Here is a 16,403-nt window from a genome sequence, read left to right as displayed (position 1 = left end):
TTTCCGGTGCCCCGATCAATGCGTCGCCGCAAACGCTTCGCGTGCCTGGCGTTCGCTCCTGAAGCTGCGCCGCCCCATCAATCCATGCGGGTTGCCATCGCCATCGACGATGCTCACCGCGACGAACCAGCGACCATCCAGCCGCCCGATAATCGCCACCCGATCGAGTTCGAAATCCTCTTCGTCTCGTGCTTGATACGCCCCGAGCCAACGCTCCGACGCCCTCGCATCCCAGAGGAAATCACTCTCCTCGGCCTCCAGGAACCGCTGCGCCAGCGCCTCGCCAGCGCCCCGTCCGAACTCGATTTCGAGCCCCGCCACGAGCGTCGCCACCACGCGGTCCGACGCCGCACCGATGGACTGAAACATGGTCATGATCGCCTCCTTCGCTTGAAATCCTCCTCATTGAGGACAGACCTCCGAAGACGGGTGGCGGAGCGGCTGTCAGGGCCGCTGGAGGCGAAGCCGGAAGCGCCGCGCAGCGGCGGCGGAGGAACCGATTTTGTTGCGCTGAAAACAAACAGACTCGCCTGCGTGAGCAGGCTCCGGTTCGCGGCAAAATTGGAGGGACCGCCGGCCTTGCACAGCCGCTTCGGCGCCCGTCATGCTGGGCCTTGCCGAGACGAGCCCCTCCAACCTGTGCCGTCGCGCCCTGCCCTCTCAGCCGGTCCCGTTTGCGGCTACCGGATATGCTGGATCAGCGGGGGGCGCGAACCGCGAACAGGGCATCGGGCGGTTCATCCGGCGCGCGCGATGGCGATGGATCGGCGGATACGTTGCTGGTCCGAAGCGCGACGAACAATGCTGGTGGCGACCGCTGGGGAAGGGATTGCAATGGACCCGAAGGCGTGCCCGACACCTGCGCGAGATAGGCGCGCGTCTCGGTCGGCAGCGCGCGGCCTGATGCGAGATGGGCGGCATAACGGCCGGGGCCGGCATTATAGGCGGCGAACAATCCGGGATAGCCGAAGCGGTCATACATCGCGCGCAGATAGGCCGTGCCTGCGAGAATATTGTCGTGCGGATCATGCGGATTGCCGCCTAGCCCGTGCGCCGCGCGCATCGCCGCCCAGGTCGCCGGCATCAATTGCATCAGGCCCATCGCGCCTGCTCGGCTGGTGATCGGTCGCCCGTCAAGCATGGTATGACCACCGCTTTCGGCGCGCATTACTCGCTCGATCCAGGCGCCCGGTACGCCGAACCGGGCGGACGCCTCGGCGATCTCGGCGTGCCAGCGGGATACCGGATCGGTTCTGCGTGGATCGGCGGCGGCGGGTGTTGCCGCAAGCAGCGCGACGGTAACCGCGAAAACCCTCAGCGCAGCCACAGCGGGGTCGCCTTGCCGATGACATGCTGCGCCAGCGTCGGCCCGAAATAGCGGCCGTCGAACGAGTCCGGGGTCTCGGCCATGAGCAGGAAGACCATGCCCGGTCCGAGCCGGACGCATCCCTGCCAGGCTGGCAGCGGACGGCCCGCCGCATCGACGGCGCGGCGCACCGCAACCGGTCGGCCGTTCACCGTCACCATGCGATCCGCCGCGCAGATCGTGTCTCCGGCAATACCGGCGACGCGCTTCACCAGCGGCACGTTGCTTGGCAGATAGCGACGGCGCGCGGCCAGGTGCCGTGCCTCGACCGGCGGCCAGGCGATCACCATGTCGCCGCGTTCGAGCGCCGCGCCGGGCGACACGGCATAGAGGCCGATCGGCGCGCTGGCACTGGCGTTCCAGACCAGCCGGGGCAGAGGTGGCAGCGCGATCGTGAGGCCGAGGCAGGCGATGCCGGCGCCCAGCAGCGCGGCGCGGCGGCGCAGTCTTGTGCGGCGTGCGCGGGCGGCGCGCAGCGCGTTGCCCCAGGCGAAAAGCGGCAGGTCGCGGCGCTCAACCACGGTCGCCTCCCCGCGCGCGGGCTGCCGACCACGCTTCGATATCGTCGATATGATAGCGCCAGGTGCGGCCATGCAGGCGGCATTTCGGCCCCCTTCCCGCTTGGCGCAGGCGCTTCAGCGTCGAGTAGGCGAGGCCGAGATGAAAGGCCGCCTGCTTGGCGGTGAGGAAGGGGCAGGTCTCGCGCGCGGCCTGCGCGCGTTCGGCGGTGTCGTCCATGATTCCGGGTCCATCCGCGCCGGTGCATCTTGCGCCGGCTGATGAGCGCGGATTGGATCGATCCGGCCGTCTTCGGCAGGGTCGCAAATCGAACCATGCGATTCCGACCCCCCTCGTTTCGGGCCGGTGGCGATGCCCCGCGCCCTTGCGGGACGCGGGGCGCCGGGTTCAGTCGGCCGGGCTCCTGAGGCATGATCTCGAATGAAGCGGTGTGGGTTGAACCGGGTGGCACGGGCTTTCGTCCGTGCGACGGAAAGCGGACGGTGCAGACGCCCCCGCCTGCAGAGTCCCTCGCGAGCTATGGCAAATCCGGCGCACCGCTTCATGCCCCGCGCCCTTGGCGGGCGCGGGGCGGTCCGCTCAATCGGCCGGGTTCCAGATGATCGCGAAGGCGTGGTCGTCGTCCTGCCCGGCGGCGCGGCCGAGATTGGCGTAGAGCCGGCGCGGGCCGAATTCGGGCGCGGCGAGCGATAGCGACACATAGTCCTTGCCGCTCATTTCGCCGCGCCGGATCCATCCGGCCCCGACCTCGACGCCGGCCGCCGACACACGGTAATCGGGCTGGGTGTCGCCGGACTTGCCGGTGTTGGGAATGATCTCGATGTCGGTGCGGATCGAGAGCGTCTTGAGCTGGCCCTTGAAGCCGTTTCCGTCGCGGGTGACATATCCGATTGCTGGCATTGTTCGTCTCCTGAAAAGTCGCCCCGAACCGTTTCCGGGCGATGGGCGGACCGGAGGGACGGTCACAGCGGGCCTGCGAACCGGCAGGCCGGAGCGAGAGCGGAGGACCGGAGCCGGAGGGCTTATTTGAAGCGCAGCGACCGCGAGGAGCCCGCAAGCTCGGGGTCCCCACGCGGCATGCCGCGTGGGGTGGGCGCGGGCGGGGAAATAAGCCGCACGGCGATGGTTTCGCGGGACTGCGGCCGTCCCAGGTCATGCGCCCGAGGAGCCGGAAACGGTGCGGGACACGGCAGCAACGACCACGACCATGCCGCCGGTGCATCCCGCGCGAGGGATCAGGCAAGGACAGCGCGGACGCACCACCCCGCTATCGGATCGGCGACCCAAAGCACACACGCCGACACCGCCAAAGTCGCCGTCGGCGTGGCAGGTGACGACGGGCAGGGATCGGGTCCGGGTGCGAAAGGCGATAGAGGCCAGCGACATGTTGATGATCGCCCTCTGCCTGCTGACCGGCTGCGCCGCACCCTGCTGATTGCCGCAGCGCCGCCGGGTCAGGGGTGCGTCGGCGATGTTGTCGATGGGGATACCTTCCGCCTGGAGAGCGGCTTGGCGCTCGCATCGCCGGGATCGACGTGCCGGAAACACATGCGGGACAGGCGAGATGCAGGACCGAGATCACACTGGGACGGTCCGCGACCGCGCGTGCCCGGACGCTGTTCGATGGCCGGACCGTCACCGTCATTCGGGCCGGGCGCAGCCATAACCGCACGGTCTCGCGGGCGAGGCTGGCCGGTCGCGATGTCGCTTCCGTCCTGGCGGCAACCGGTGCGGCGCGCTGGTGGCCACGCTCGCAGCGCAAGCCGGATTGGTGCGCTCGCGCCCGGCGTTGCGTTCGGCGGACGGATGGATCAGTGTCGGCGAATCACCAGCTTGGTGACGCCGCACAGGCTGCAGGGATCCTTGCGCCGCTCGAAACCGTTCGATCCGGCAAGCTCGCGCGTCTTGTGATTGGCATGCTGGCGGACGGACAGCCCCAGTTTTTGGGTGATGCAGTCGTCGCAGACCGGCTCGGGCGAGAGCCGCGAAACAAACCGTTCGACATCATCAAGTACCGTCATCGCAGCTTCCTTTTTGCCTTCCGTGGGCCGGAGCGTGCATGGTGGCAACCACAAACAATACCGCGCGCCCGAGCCCGTCAGGGCGAGGGCGCGCGGTCGGATTTGAAGGTTCGGGCGCACATCGGCCGGGCGGCATGATGCCGCCCGGCTTTCATCGATCAAGCAGCAAGGCGGTCGGCCTCGTCGTCCGGCAGGGCCATGACAGCCCCTCCGCCGCTTTCCGGCGATGCAATCGCATCGCCGGAGCCTCGAGCGGCTCCGCCCGGCGCGCTCGGGTCCGGCTCGTCGTCGCTTGGGCGGAGCCGCTCGATTTGGCGCGCGGCCTGCGCCTTGGCATGGGCCGCAACCGTGCCGACGCCGCCGCGTGCCGTATAGGCGGAGGGCGGGAACGCCATCCAGCGCGGGACCCAATTCTCGCGCCGGTCGCGTCCGTTGGTGCCGTCGAGATGGTCGCGGACGATGCGTTTCAGGGTCTTGGTCTTCTCGCCAGCATTGGCGCTGGCGACGGTTTCGCCCGCCACCTCGGCGACGATCCGGGTCAGCACTTCCCGGTCGCGGACAGCCGAGAAAAAGGCGTCGTCGACCTGCCAGCAGCGAGCCATATCGACGCCGATCTCCATGCCCACCGCCTCGACGGCGGCGCTGCCTGACGCCAGCGTTTCGCCCATGACGATGGCGATCACCTCCATAACGACCGCATCGGGAAGGTCGAGCAGCCGATGGAAGATGCCGACGACGCCATAGTCGTCGCCATTACCCCCGGTCACGGCCGGTTCCTCGGCAGAGAAGCCGAGAACCGCCAGCACCGCGCGCCGGCGCTCGTCGAAATCCGCTTCGGCTTGGCTGTTGTCGAGGCTGTCCCGCACGGCGTCGTTGCGGGTGGATTGCGGCTCGGGCGTGACGCGCCAGAGGTGCGAACCGCCGATGGCATGGGCCACCATCAAGCGTAGCGCGATGGCCGGATGGCCGGTCAGCGCGGCGCGGACGGCGGCATGGCGATGCAGATCGACATAGGTCTGCATGGTCGATGTCACCTCGGGCCGCGCCACCTTCTGGCCGGTCCCGTTCTCCGACCCCTCGGCCTTGGCGATCCGGCGGGCTTCCTTGCCGGAGACATAGCCTTCATGGACGATCACCTCGCCGGTGGCGCGCACGTCGATATAGACGCGCCCGCCCTTGCGCTTGCCCGCCTTCTCATATTCCCATGTCGAGAAATGATCGGACGGCGGCACGATGATCGCGTCGGCCCAGCCCTGTTCGACATAGGCCGCGCGGCGCGCCTCGATTGCGGCATTCTGCGCCGTCCAGAAGGCATCGGCATCGGCGACATAACGGTCCTCGCCGAACAGGTCGGCGATGGTCGCAAGCCCGCTCGCCTCCACGTCGAACAGCGCATGTTTCACCGGGATCGACTGCCCGCCGAACAGCCATGATTTCAACTGATGGCCGGTCGGCAGATAGGCATTTTCGTCGTCGGCCAGCACCAGCCATGCCTTTTGCTGGCTCTTGGACGCCATCGTCAGATGACGCACGGTCGCCGCGTCGATCCGTTCCTTGCGGTAAAGGTCGCGGATCGCGGGGAGCAGATTGCCGAGCGCCAGCACCCGCTTGACGGTGAGGTCGGGCAATCCAAAGGTCGCGGCGATGTCCTCAACCTTGCGGCCCTCGCGGACGAGGCGGGTAAAATTCTCCCATTGCGCCACTTCGTCGGGGTCGAGCCGCGCCATGTTCTCGATCATCGACGCCTCGATGGCGGCGGCATCGTCGCCCTCATCGAGGATCGCGCACGGAAGCATGGAGTCTTGGGGCTCGGGTGTCGTGTCGCCCGCCGCGCGCCGTTCCGCGGCGACGATCTTCGCGGCGTGGAAGCGGCGGCTTCCGGCGACGATCTCATAGCCATCGGGCGCGCAGTTCGGGCGAACGATGACCGGCTGGATGACGCCACGGCTGCGGACGGTCGGCAGGATATCGGACACGTCCGGGGCCTTTTTGCCGTAACGCATGTTGGCCTTGCTCACGACCAGCTTGTCGAGCGGGATAAAATCGAGTTTCATGGGTCTTCTCCTTGTGAGTGCCGGTCCGTCGATCTTTCCGGGTGGGCGGACCGGCTTACGAAGCGGCGTTACGCGCCGCGCGTCATCCGCCGTTCCCGCCTTCGGGATCGGTCGGAAGCTCGGGGACCGGCGCGGACTCGATGCGCCAGATGATGGATTGGGCTTGGCTGATCGAACCGGCCCGGCGCGCGGTGTCGGCCCAGACTGACAGGCTGACGGTGGTCGAAAAGCCGATATCGCGCTCTATTCGCAAGCCGAAGGGCAGCCGCATGCTCGCCAGTTCGGACAGGCTGAAACAGCCAAGCTCGGGACAGCCGAACCCAAGGTCCGCCAATCCGAACAGCGTGTCGCCGTCGACGTAAAGCTCGGTCGCGAGCCACGTCGCCGCGCCCATGGGCGAGAAGAATTTGACCACCGGCACGGGATCATGATCGCTTGCGGCGGAGCGGTCGGCGTTCACGCGCAGTGCCGCGTGGAGCTCGGGGGTGAGCAGGATCATGCCCCCTCCTCCGCCATTCCGTCGATGCTGCGCATCGCCGGAACCTTGGGCGTCGTCGCCCTCCGATCGCTGGTGTCGTCTCGGGCAGACTCGGCTCGGGCTTCGGCATGCCGCGCCAGCAGCCACTCGGCGGCTTTGCTGGCGGCGCTCGCCGCGCGGAAGATCGCGCGGTTATCCTCGCGCAGCACCTCCAGCCAGTTGCCGAGATAATCGGCGTGGCGGACGGTCGGGACGATGCCAAGGGCCGCGCAGAGAAAGGCCGAACCCATTTCGGCAATCAATTCCTCGCGGGCATAATCCTTCGATCCGAAGCTGTTGACGAGGTTCCGGTTCAGCCGCGACTTGTGGCCGGTGCCGTGACAAAGTTCGTGCAGGCAGGTCCGGTAATAATTGATCTGCTCGAAAAAGGCCGGCTGCGGGGGCACCTGCACATAGTCCTGCGCGGGCACATAAAAGGCGCGGTTGCCGCCGACGCGGAACTCGATGCCGCTCGCCGCGATCACTTCCTCGGCAATCGGCACGATCTGGCGTTCGGGCAGCGGCACGGGTTCAGACGCAAGTCCGGGGCGCAATCCCTCACACTGCGCGACGTTGAACACGGTAAAACGCTTGAGGAAGGGAATGGTCTTTGCGTCGCCGCCGGTTTCGATGGCGCGCGCCTTCTCGGCCTCAGGGGTGAAGCGGTCGGCGTAGACGACGGCGGTACCGCGCTCGCCCTTACGCACGCAGCCACCCGCCTCAAGCGCCTGTTTGAAGGTCAGCCAGCCCTGCGAGGGATAGCCATGCTCGATGACCGCGCCCCACAGGATCAGCACATTGACGCCGGAGTAATGGCGCGCGGTCAGCGCGTTGCGCGGCAGTCCGGGCGCGGTTCCGCCGGGACGCCCCCAAGGCTGCACCCACGGCACGCGCCCCGCCTCAAGTTCGGTGATGATCCGCGCCGTCACCTCGTCATAAAGGTTCGCGCGGCTCGGCTCGGGACTGGTCCGGGCGGCTGCGGGCCGGCAAGCGGCACTGGCCGCCTTGTGCTTGCCACGCTTGCCGCGCGCGCGGACGTTCGGGGAGACAGGCATCGTTCACCTCCTGCACCGCCCCAAAACCACCATGGCCTCCCCCGGAAGCGGGGGTGGGCGGCAAGATGCGACCGGAAAGGCCCGCGCCAAGCGCCCCCGGCACCCGAAGGGCCGCAACGAAGGTGAAGGAGCCGGGCGCAGCCCGGCTTGCCGGGGGCGCGAGCGGGCCTAGCAGGGAGCGCCGCCCACTCCCGCGCCACCGGGAGAGGCCACAGACAGCGCCGCCGCGCGAGCGGCGACCGCAGCACTTTCCGGCGGCGAAGCCGCCGCCAGCAAAGGGATGGCTCCCCGGCCGGCGCGGGCGGATGAGCGGTGCAGGGCCGGGCTTCGCGAGGTCAGGGCGGCACTTGTCGACCGGTCTCGCGAAACCGGGCGCACCGCCCGATCGAGAGGCCGGAGTGCCTGCGGGGCCGCCATCGGTCGCCGCACCGTGCCCGGCTGCGCAGCAGTCCGGCAGTGTGCGTCCTCAGCCCCGCGCCATCAGGTCAGCACCGCTGACCGCGCCAGCCGATCGTTACCGCCAGGCCGAGACCCGGCCACGGGGCTCGGAGGCGAGAAGCCTGGCTTCGAGCCGTAGAGCGCGGTCGCGCCGCTTCACCGGCGCGAGGCGCCTGCCCTGCCGCCACACGGCACGCGTCTCAGATCACGGCGAGTGCCGGCTGTACGACAGGGCCAACGAAGCTGCGCAACCTTGCCCCGATCCCATCAGCCACCGCAACGTCCACAGTGGCGGTTTCCAGCCAATGGTCACTACCCCTCACACGATGAGAAGCTTGCACGCCTTCCACGCCGGCGAGTCCAAGATGATGCGGGTATAGGAGGGTCAGTCGCGAGCAATCGTAGAGTCGCCCGTAGGCCATCATCTGATAGACATCGGCCTGGGCGACGCCCTGCTTCTTGTCGTCGATCCGCGGGGATATCCGCTTCCATTTCGTGTCGATGACCTGGATGACGCTGGTACCATCCTTGATCAGGATGTCGGGCTTGGTCTGGAACAGGCCGCCAGCGGTGGTTTCGAGACAATAGAGCCTCCCGCCCTGGCTTACGACCCGAAGCTGCTGGCCGGCCAGCGCCCGGGCAATCGTTCGCGCGACATATTCCTCGAACAGCGTGTTCATCTCGAACAATAGCGAAAATCCGCTACTTCCCCCGGAGGACGTCGTCTGGAATCGCTCTCCAAGGAGCAATCTCGCCAGGTTCAGCAACTCCCGCCAGCGCGCATTGGTGCGGTCTAGCACGACATCGTCCCAGCGCAACGCCGGGACCGGGATGTCGGTAATGTCGGCATAGACGAACGCCAGTTCACGCAGCCTGCGCTGATTGTCGGTCGACCGCGCAATCCGGGCAAGCCGCGTCACGACCGCCTTCATGATCCGGTTGAGCGCAATGTCCGGCGACAGCGCATCATAACGGCATGCGAGGCGCGACGGATTGGCGGCGAGGACCGTGAATTGCCGCGTTACATCCAGGCGTCCGCGCAGGGCGGCCAAGTCTGTCTCATGCCCCACATAGCGTCGTGGCATTCCTTGCCGAACGGCGTCGACAAGTTTTTCGGAGAACAGCCGGATCAATATTTCGAGCAGGGTCTCCCGCTGCCAGTCCAGCGCCGTTACCTGGCCGGCGTCGATCTTGATGTCGAGCGCCACGGCCAGCATGTGGACGAGGCGTCGCCGGATGTTGCCGGTCGCGTTTTCCGCCGGTTCGCCCGGAAAGTCGATCTTGGGCAAGATCTCCAGCGCGCATCCGTCAGCGGCAATAACGCCTACCACGCCCCTGGCGCGCAGCGCCTTGCGACCGTGCTCGATCACGCCGCCACCGCCCCGCCCCGACAGGGGCGATGCTGCGGCTATGGCGGCGATGCGATCGGCCGCGCGTACCGGAATTGTCTGGAGATTGTCGGCGTCCTCGCCATAGTCGATCGTCTCCCATTCGAGGATCGTTCGGCGGATCATCCCCGAAGAAGACCTGAAAAAACGAACTCGTCCCGCACCGTCCAGCGGAACCGGGCCGACGCATCGCCTTCGCTGCCCATGCCGCGGGGAGCCGCCAGCTTCCTGCGATCGAGGAAGCCACCGTGGTGATCGCCTTCGCTCTCGTCGGCATCACCAAGGACCGCTGCCACCTTGCCCCAGTCCTCGTAGAAATATTCGGCGAGGAGCGGGATCACCTTATGGCGCATCACATTCTCGACGTCCTCGCGCGACGCGCAGCCGATGAAGTAGGCGTGCCCGATCTGGTGTTCGCGATCGAACAGATACTCGATCCGGGCATTGATCGTCGAAAGCAGCGCGGCGAGGTCGATGCCGCCCACCGTCCCGAGGAGTTCCGCCCGTGGCATCAGCTCGCGAAATTCGAACCGGCGCCTGAGTGCGGTATCGAGGAGCGCGATTGACCGATCGGCCGTGTTCATGGTGCCGACGATGTGCAGATTGGCCGGTACGCCGAAAATCGCGCCGGAATAGGGTAGTCTTACCTTGAGGGCGTTGAGCGCGCCCAGCCGCTTGTCCGGTTCGAGCAACGTGATCAGTTCACCAAAGACCTTGGAGATGTTCGCGCGATTGATCTCGTCGATCACGAGGACATGCGGCCTGGCATCCGAGGCCGGTCGCGACGTATCCGCGCCCAAGACGACGGATTCAAGACCATCCCAGTCGATCGTCGCGGGACGAAGCTGATACACCGAATGGCGCCGGAAATAGCTGGCGTAAAAGACATCGCGGTCGGCGCCTTCGGGACTCCGCCAGATCCATGCAACCTTCCGGCGGTGGGGATGATATGGCGCGGCCGCGTCGTAATAATACTCCCCGACGACCCGCCCGAATGCGCGGAAGGTGTCCCTTCCATCGGACAGGACGACATAGTCGCCAAGCTGCATCGAGGACCTAAAAGAGTAGGTCATCTCGATATTGGGATCCTTGCCGGACGCCTCGGCATCCTTCTTCTCGTTCCATTCGCGGCGGATTTCCTCGAAGCTGTCGAAACGCTCGTCGGACCAGTCAATGTCTCCGCCCCAGCCCAGGTGAATGAGGTTGTCGTTCAGCCCCTGGGCTATCCGATCCTCTTCGATGCCCCTGCGGCCCAACGCAATCTTGAAGACGGGCCGCTGCCGCTCCAGCCTTCCGCCACCCTGATTGTCGCCCCGGTCCAGTCGGGCGCGCTCGCAGATGCGCTTGAAAATCCCGTCTTCACTGCGCAACCTGAAGCCGGCGGACGCCGGCGCGGGGCTTGCCGGATCTTGCTGTTCCATGAGCATGTCGGCGGTGTCGGTCGTCGGGCGCAGTCCTTCGACAAAGTCCTCATAGGAATAAGACTGGTGGAAGGTGATGAACTCGATTCGCCCCGCATCGGCGAGCCGCCGGTATTCCGTCATCAGGTCGCTACGCCGGTCTTCCGCAAATAGTGGATCGGTATCAGCGAGGCCCAGGCATAGGCGAACCGCCTCGGCAGCCGTTTCAAACGTCTTGCCGGTGCCCGGCGGGCCGTAAAGAATCTGGTTCGTGGCTGACTGCGAAGGCTGGGGCATGTTCGTTGCTCGCTGATCGAGATGATACGTGAAGGCTGTCGTGGTGCTGGCGTCCGGACCGCTTTGCCGGGGTGCAGCGACCGCGGCATATTCCTGGAACTTGGAACCCCGCAGCGCCTGGCAAACATTTGCCCATGCCCGGGCCATGCCGATTTCGTCGTGCAGCTTCCCGGCAATGATCGTAACCTCGGCGTCACCGCGATCACGCGCGGGCGCAATGTAGTTCGTTAGCGCGCAGGCGCGGATTCGTTCTGCGCCGTTAATGAGATGCGGGTATTGATCCGAAGGCACGGGTTCGGGCGCACCATCCGCATCCACGATGATGTAACCGGTATTGTGGAGAAGCGAGCCCGCCGTTTCGCGCTTTGACCAGCCACCCCCCAGCGAATGAACGCCAGCCGCAATCGCGGCGATAGGCTTGCTCGGATAGCGCGGGAACGCCCTTGGGCGGGATGGCCGCACCCAATATTGCCGTGATTCCTGGAATTGCGGATATTCATTGGCGAAGCCTTCGGCTCCCAGTTTGTCGTACAGGTCCATCGCCGCCTCGACGGCCGCGCGCCTGAGTTCACGGACGTTCTGCCGGGAGGATTCGGCAGAGGAGTACCATTCGATCAACTGGGCAAGCGTCGCCTCGTCGGCGACGAAGGCCGACATTTGCTTGCCTGGTTCGAGATTGGCGCCCTTCAGCGTGTAGGCAGAGTTCTTGAACTGGCGATCACTCGTAGTGACACCGATGATGCTTTCGGCATTCTGCCAGTTCAGGACCGACCCGGACGGAGCGGCCTCAAACACGATCTTGGTTTGCTCGGCGTAGCCGCGCGACTTTACGTCGTTGACCTCAATTGCGAAGTGTCTCCCCGCGAGAGTACGGAAGATGATAGCCTTGGTTGTCCGATCCGCCGAACTGACTCGTACAATCTTTCCCTCGGCCGCAAGTGACTCCATCAGTTTAAGCGCTTGTTCGCTGTTCAAGACTTCCCCCGGCCCATGACGCTCCCCGATGCCCATAAGGCAGTAAATTCCGACCGCTTGAATACAGCGTCTCACCAAGATCGCTCCTGACGCGCGCGCGTGAATGCGGAATGACCCAGACTAGCCGAATAGTCACTGGTTTCCAGCCATGCATCATGGCGATGACAAAAACTTTCACCCACATTGCCGGCGATCATTCCGAGCGGGTAAAATCCTTGTCCGACGCCGACAGGTTGAGGTCGTGCCACGGCGATCATTCGCGCCGATTCGCCGTCAGCAAGTTCATACCTGGCGCTTAACGGCCCCGGCGCATCAACTGACGATAGCCGCCGCGCGCCATCGCCCCAGCCTCGCGCACCAGCCGGCGGACCCTCGAACGCAGCGAATCCGATTCCCCGACCCAATCGCGCGCCACCCGCTGGTCCCCGAACAGGATCGCAGCGATCTCACGCTGGCTCGCGCCCTGGCCAGTCGCGTCATGGACGCGCAGCATTGCGATCCCGCGGTCGATGCGGGGATCACGGGGAAAGAGCGATCGCGCGAACCGCCGATGCCGGCACAGGTTGAGGAACCGGCGCAGGGGCAGCAGTCGCGCCTCCGCCGAAGCAAGCCCGTGCAGCCGATACTGGAGCAGAACCGCTTCCTGTCCCTCCAACCGGCCTTCCTCGATGTCCAGCCGGACATGATGCCAGCCATCCGACAGTACCGCATGCTCGCGCCCCCAATCGTCGACTGCGATGGTGAGCCAGGGCGCGATTCGATCGATGCGAATACTGTCAGGGTCGGCCGGGTCGGCCGGTATGGCAATAACGCCAAGCGTCCCGGGATCGAAATCGGCATGCCAGATGAGCCGCGCCTCCGGGGCCGGGAGGTCGGGATGCTCCGCGAAAGTGCAGCCCCCAGGGCAGGGCAGCGCAGGCCCCGCGCGTGGCGGTGCTGGCCCGCGTGTACCAGCCGACATAGCCGGGATCGCGGCGCAGCCATTCCCACATCAGCCCCGCTCGATCGATGCCACGCAAGGCACCATAGGGCGCCGGGTCGCGCCAGTCGAACGCCGGGCAGCGGGATCCGTGCCTGTTCACCCGCAGTTCCGTCTCCGGCTTGCCGCAGCGCGCGCATCTTCGCCGGAACGCTCCACGAAACGCCCCGGCGCGCGATTGCAGCGGTTCGCCGACAGGCAAGTTTCGTGTTGCAACGCAACATGATATGTCAGTTTCATGACATGGCTCGCCGGGTGACGGCTTGAGAAACCGCCGCGCGGCCCAAGGGACCGGGAAAGGGCGGCCCAGGGATTGCCGGTGGCTTGAGACACCGCCCGGGGTCGCGGCTTTGCCCTATGCGCATGCACAGCATGGCGACGCAGTTCATGCGGCTCGTCGAGGCCGCCGCGAATGCGGGTGATCTCACCGCCGCGATGGCGGCGGTGACGGACCAGCTCGGCTTCCAATATTTCGCGCTGACGCATCATGTCGACATCGTCGCGGCGAGCGGCACCGCCATCCGCCTCCACAATTATCCGGCGCACTGGGCCGATTATTATGACCGCAATGCGCTCGGCGTGTCCGATCCGGTCCACCGCGCGAGCCATATGACCAGCGTCGGCTTTCCCTGGTCGCGGATGTCCGAGATGATCCCGATGACCCGCGAAGACCACCGCGTGCTGGCGCTGGGTCGCAACCAGGGCATCGGCGACGGCTTCACGGTGCCGGCGCATGTGCCGGGCGAGGCGCGCGGCTCCTGCTCGTTCGCGAACGAGGCGGGCCGGCCGATGCCGTACGAGATGCTGCCGCTGGCGCAACTGGCGGGGATGTTCGCGTTCGAAGGCGCGCGGCGGCTCTGGGCGATGCGCGCAGGCCTGCAGACGCCGCCGCGCCCGATCCTGACCGACCGCCAGCGCGACTGCGTGCTCTGGGTCGCGCGCGGGAAGAGCGACTGGGAGATCAGCCACATCCTGGGCATCGGCGAGGAGACGGTCGCCCGCCATATCAAGCAGGCCTGCGAGCGCTACGGCGTGAGCAAGCGGACATATCTGGTAATCCTGACGCTCTTCGACGGAACGCTGACCTTCTCCGATATCTTTCGCCGCCGATATCACCCTTTTCCGGAATAGCGGGCTGACCCGCGGCAGGGCGATCCTTGGCCGATCACGGTCAAGGAGCGAGACCCATGCTGCATGTTGTCCAATCCACCGCGCACCCGGAATCGGACGCCGTCCTGCGTTCGATGTTCGCCGCGCGCAAATCCGTCTTCGTCGATCTGCTCAAATGGGACGTCCCCGTCCTCGACGGCCGCTATGAGGTCGACCAGTTCGACGATGTCCACGCCACCTACCTCATCCTCGCCGAGCCGGATGGCACCCATCTCGGATCGGCGCGACTGCTGCCGACGACGCGGCCGCACATCCTCGACAGTTTCTATTCGGGGCTGTGCGAGGAGGCTCCGCCCCGCGATGCTGGCACGTTCGAGATCACGCGCTTCTGCCTCGACCGCCGGCTGAACGCCCGCGAGCGGCGCCAGGTGCGCGACACGCTGGTGTCCGCGCTGGTCGACCATGCGCTGGCGGCGGGTATCACCGCGTATAGCGCTATCGCCGAGATGGGCTGGTTCCAGCAGATCCTCGCCTTTGGCTGGTGCTGCATGCCGCTCGGGCTGCCGCGCATCATCGACGGCACGATGCTGGCGGCGCTCCGCATCGAAATCACGCCGGAAACACCGGGCCTGCTCGAGTCCGGGCGGGCCACGGCTGCCGCGCCGCGCGTCGACCGACGCATAGCGGCCTGACGCGCGGAGAGATTGAGCATGATCGACACGATCGACCTTTCCGGCACAATCGCTCGCCACGCTGCCGATCTAACGGCGCAGGGCTATTGCATCATCCCCGACGCATTGCCGGCCGGGACGATCAACGCGCTCGATGACGACCTCGCCGGCGTTTTCGCGCGCACCCCGTTCGGCCAGGGCGGTTTCTACGGCACGACGACCAAGCGGTTCGGACGTCTGCTCGTGCGTTCGCCCCACGCCGCGGCCCTGGTCCAGCATCACCTGATCCTCGGCGTCGTCGAGACGGTGCTGTCGCCCTGGTGCGACAGCTTCCAGCTCAACACGACCCAGGCGATCGCCGTGCATCCCGGCGCTCCGGCTCAATTGCCCCATCGCGACCAGGACATGTGGCGCGGGCCGGTGGGTGAGATCGAATATCTGGTCAACGTGATGTGGCCGCTGAACCATTTTACCGCGGACAACGGCGCGACCCTGGTCTGGCCGCGCAGCCATGGCGCGAAGGCGCTCGAAGCCGAATGCGAAGAGGTGTCGTTCGCCGCAGAGATGGCACCCGGCGCGGCGCTCGTCCTGCTCGGCTCGACCCTGCACGGCGCGGGCGCGAACGTCACCGGCACAGTAAGGCGCGGACTGGTGGTCGGCTACTCGCTCGGCTGGCTCAAGCCCTACGAAAACCAATGGCTCGCCTATCCGCCAGCGGTCGCACGAACCTTCCCGCCGGAACTGGCGGCGCTGGTCGGCTATCGCCAGCACCGCCCCAATCTCGGCAATTATGAAGGCCAGTGCCCATCCGTCCTGCTCGGGGACCATGCCGGCGAGCCGCTGGGTGCGGTCGATGCGCTGCGTCCGGACCAGCAGGCATTGGTCGACGCCCATGTCGACGACCGGCGAGCGGTGCGATGAACTCGGGTCCGACCGCCGAGCGTGTCCATGAGGCACTGAAGCGCCGCATCATGGGTCGCGAATTCCGGCCGGGCGACCGGCTCGATCCGGCGGTGCTGGCGGCGCCGCTGTCGTCCAGCGTGACGCCGGTCCGCGACGCGCTCCACCTGCTGACCGGCGAAGGGCTGGTCGAGACGCGTACCGGCGGCGGCTTCCACATTCCCGCCCTCGACGAACCGGCGCTGAAGGATCTCTACGACTGGTCTGCGGAGCTGCTTACGCTCTCCGTTCACGCCTGGTCACGGGCCGACACGACCATCCTGTTGCCGGCCACGCCGGAGGCCAGATCGATTGCCGATCGCGCTGGCGAGATTTTCCTGGCGATCGCCCGACGATCGGCGAATGGCGAGCATCAACGCGCCGTCGATCGCCTCAATGCGCGCCTCCATGCGGCCCGCTCCGTCGAGCCGCATGTGCTCGGTGGCGTCCAGGAAGAGCTGGCAGCGATAGCATCCGCCGCCGCAAGGCGGGAGCGCGACACGCTTCGCCGGCTCAGCACGAGCTATCATCGCCGGCGCCGCCGCGCGGCAGCGGACATCGTCCGCGCGGTGTACCGGGCTGCGTGACGGCCATGACCGCGCCGGTTGTCAAACAATCTCGATATAGAATCCGTATAAAGTTCGGATAGCCAGCCCCACTCCATAAACTGCCAG

17 protein-coding genes are annotated in these 16,403 nt (G+C 66.5%); 4 read left to right on the top strand and 13 right to left on the bottom strand.

What is annotated here, in order from left to right; translation table 11 throughout:
* Window positions 1-15 precede the first annotated feature (15 nt).
* The 13 genes from NX02_RS18840 to NX02_RS34100 form a co-directional block, all read right to left on the bottom strand.
* Window positions 16-375 (bottom strand): hypothetical protein, encoded by a 360-nt coding sequence (locus NX02_RS18840; protein ID WP_025293751.1) that lies wholly within the window; start codon window positions 373-375, stop codon window positions 16-18.
* A 322-nt stretch (window positions 376-697) separates the two neighbouring features.
* Complete coding sequence (locus NX02_RS18835; RefSeq protein ID WP_025293750.1) at window positions 698-1,327, bottom strand: lytic transglycosylase domain-containing protein; 630 nt, start codon at window positions 1,325-1,327, stop codon at window positions 698-700.
* Entirely contained in the window at window positions 1,315-1,887 is a 573-nt protein-coding gene (locus NX02_RS33645) for a S26 family signal peptidase (RefSeq protein WP_025293749.1), read from the bottom strand. The genes NX02_RS18835 and NX02_RS33645 overlap by 13 nt, the downstream gene beginning before the upstream one ends.
* Complete coding sequence (locus NX02_RS18825) at window positions 1,880-2,104, bottom strand: helix-turn-helix transcriptional regulator (RefSeq protein ID WP_025293748.1); 225 nt, start codon at window positions 2,102-2,104, stop codon at window positions 1,880-1,882. The genes NX02_RS33645 and NX02_RS18825 overlap by 8 nt, the downstream gene beginning before the upstream one ends.
* A gap of 360 nt (window positions 2,105-2,464) precedes the next feature.
* Complete coding sequence (locus NX02_RS18820; protein ID WP_025293747.1) at window positions 2,465-2,785, bottom strand: DUF736 domain-containing protein; 321 nt, start codon at window positions 2,783-2,785, stop codon at window positions 2,465-2,467.
* A gap of 911 nt (window positions 2,786-3,696) precedes the next feature.
* Window positions 3,697-3,906, bottom strand: coding sequence for a hypothetical protein (locus NX02_RS18815; RefSeq protein WP_025293746.1), 210 nt, complete (start codon window positions 3,904-3,906; stop codon window positions 3,697-3,699).
* A gap of 158 nt (window positions 3,907-4,064) precedes the next feature.
* Window positions 4,065-5,960: a ParB/RepB/Spo0J family partition protein gene (locus tag NX02_RS18810; protein ID WP_025293745.1), complete on the bottom strand. Its 1,896-nt coding sequence runs from the start codon at window positions 5,958-5,960 to the stop codon at window positions 4,065-4,067.
* An 82-nt stretch (window positions 5,961-6,042) separates the two neighbouring features.
* Entirely contained in the window at window positions 6,043-6,459 is a 417-nt protein-coding gene (locus tag NX02_RS18805; RefSeq protein ID WP_025293744.1) for a DUF2958 domain-containing protein, read from the bottom strand.
* On the bottom strand, window positions 6,456-7,532 hold the full coding sequence (locus NX02_RS18800; protein WP_025293743.1) for an ArdC family protein: 1,077 nt from the start codon (window positions 7,530-7,532) through the stop codon (window positions 6,456-6,458). Before NX02_RS18800 ends, NX02_RS18805 begins: the two co-directional genes overlap by 4 nt.
* Window positions 7,533-8,170: 638 nt before the next feature.
* Window positions 8,171-9,484: an McrC family protein gene (locus tag NX02_RS18795; protein ID WP_025293742.1), complete on the bottom strand. Its 1,314-nt coding sequence runs from the start codon at window positions 9,482-9,484 to the stop codon at window positions 8,171-8,173.
* The gene (locus NX02_RS18790; RefSeq protein ID WP_158014081.1) at window positions 9,481-12,030 is read right to left on the bottom strand and encodes an AAA family ATPase; all 2,550 of its coding nucleotides are present in this window, start codon (window positions 12,028-12,030) and stop codon (window positions 9,481-9,483) included. The genes NX02_RS18795 and NX02_RS18790 overlap by 4 nt, the downstream gene beginning before the upstream one ends.
* Window positions 12,031-12,325: 295 nt before the next feature.
* A complete protein-coding gene (locus NX02_RS34105) occupies window positions 12,326-12,685 on the bottom strand; it encodes a DNA -binding domain-containing protein (RefSeq protein WP_425424013.1) in 360 nt (119 codons plus the stop codon).
* Between the two features lie 121 nt (window positions 12,686-12,806).
* Window positions 12,807-13,022 carry a transcriptional regulator domain-containing protein gene (locus NX02_RS34100; protein ID WP_425424048.1) on the bottom strand — a complete coding sequence of 72 codons (216 nt, stop codon included), beginning with the start codon at window positions 13,020-13,022 and terminating at the stop codon, window positions 12,807-12,809.
* Between the two features lie 359 nt (window positions 13,023-13,381).
* Between NX02_RS34100 and NX02_RS18780 the strand changes: the two genes are divergently transcribed.
* From NX02_RS18780 to NX02_RS30860, 4 genes are read left to right on the top strand one after another with little or no spacing between them, the layout of a single operon-like run.
* Window positions 13,382-14,140, top strand: a complete 759-nt coding sequence (locus tag NX02_RS18780; RefSeq protein WP_053000770.1) for a LuxR family transcriptional regulator — start codon at window positions 13,382-13,384, stop codon at window positions 14,138-14,140.
* Window positions 14,141-14,196: 56 nt separating this feature from the next.
* Window positions 14,197-14,811 (top strand): acyl-homoserine-lactone synthase, encoded by a 615-nt coding sequence (locus NX02_RS18775; protein ID WP_025293738.1) that lies wholly within the window; start codon window positions 14,197-14,199, stop codon window positions 14,809-14,811.
* 18 nt (window positions 14,812-14,829) lie between these two features.
* The gene (locus NX02_RS18770; RefSeq protein ID WP_025293737.1) at window positions 14,830-15,711 is read left to right on the top strand and encodes a phytanoyl-CoA dioxygenase family protein; all 882 of its coding nucleotides are present in this window, start codon (window positions 14,830-14,832) and stop codon (window positions 15,709-15,711) included.
* Window positions 15,708-16,316, top strand: a complete 609-nt coding sequence (locus NX02_RS30860; protein ID WP_025293736.1) for a GntR family transcriptional regulator — start codon at window positions 15,708-15,710, stop codon at window positions 16,314-16,316. Before NX02_RS18770 ends, NX02_RS30860 begins: the two co-directional genes overlap by 4 nt.
* Window positions 16,317-16,403 lie beyond the last annotated feature (87 nt).

The sequence above is a fragment of the Sphingomonas sanxanigenens DSM 19645 = NX02 genome (assembly GCF_000512205.2).
Lineage (GTDB): Bacteria > Pseudomonadota > Alphaproteobacteria > Sphingomonadales > Sphingomonadaceae > Sphingomonas_D > Sphingomonas_D sanxanigenens.
This window is presented reverse-complemented; position numbering and strand designations above follow the sequence as displayed.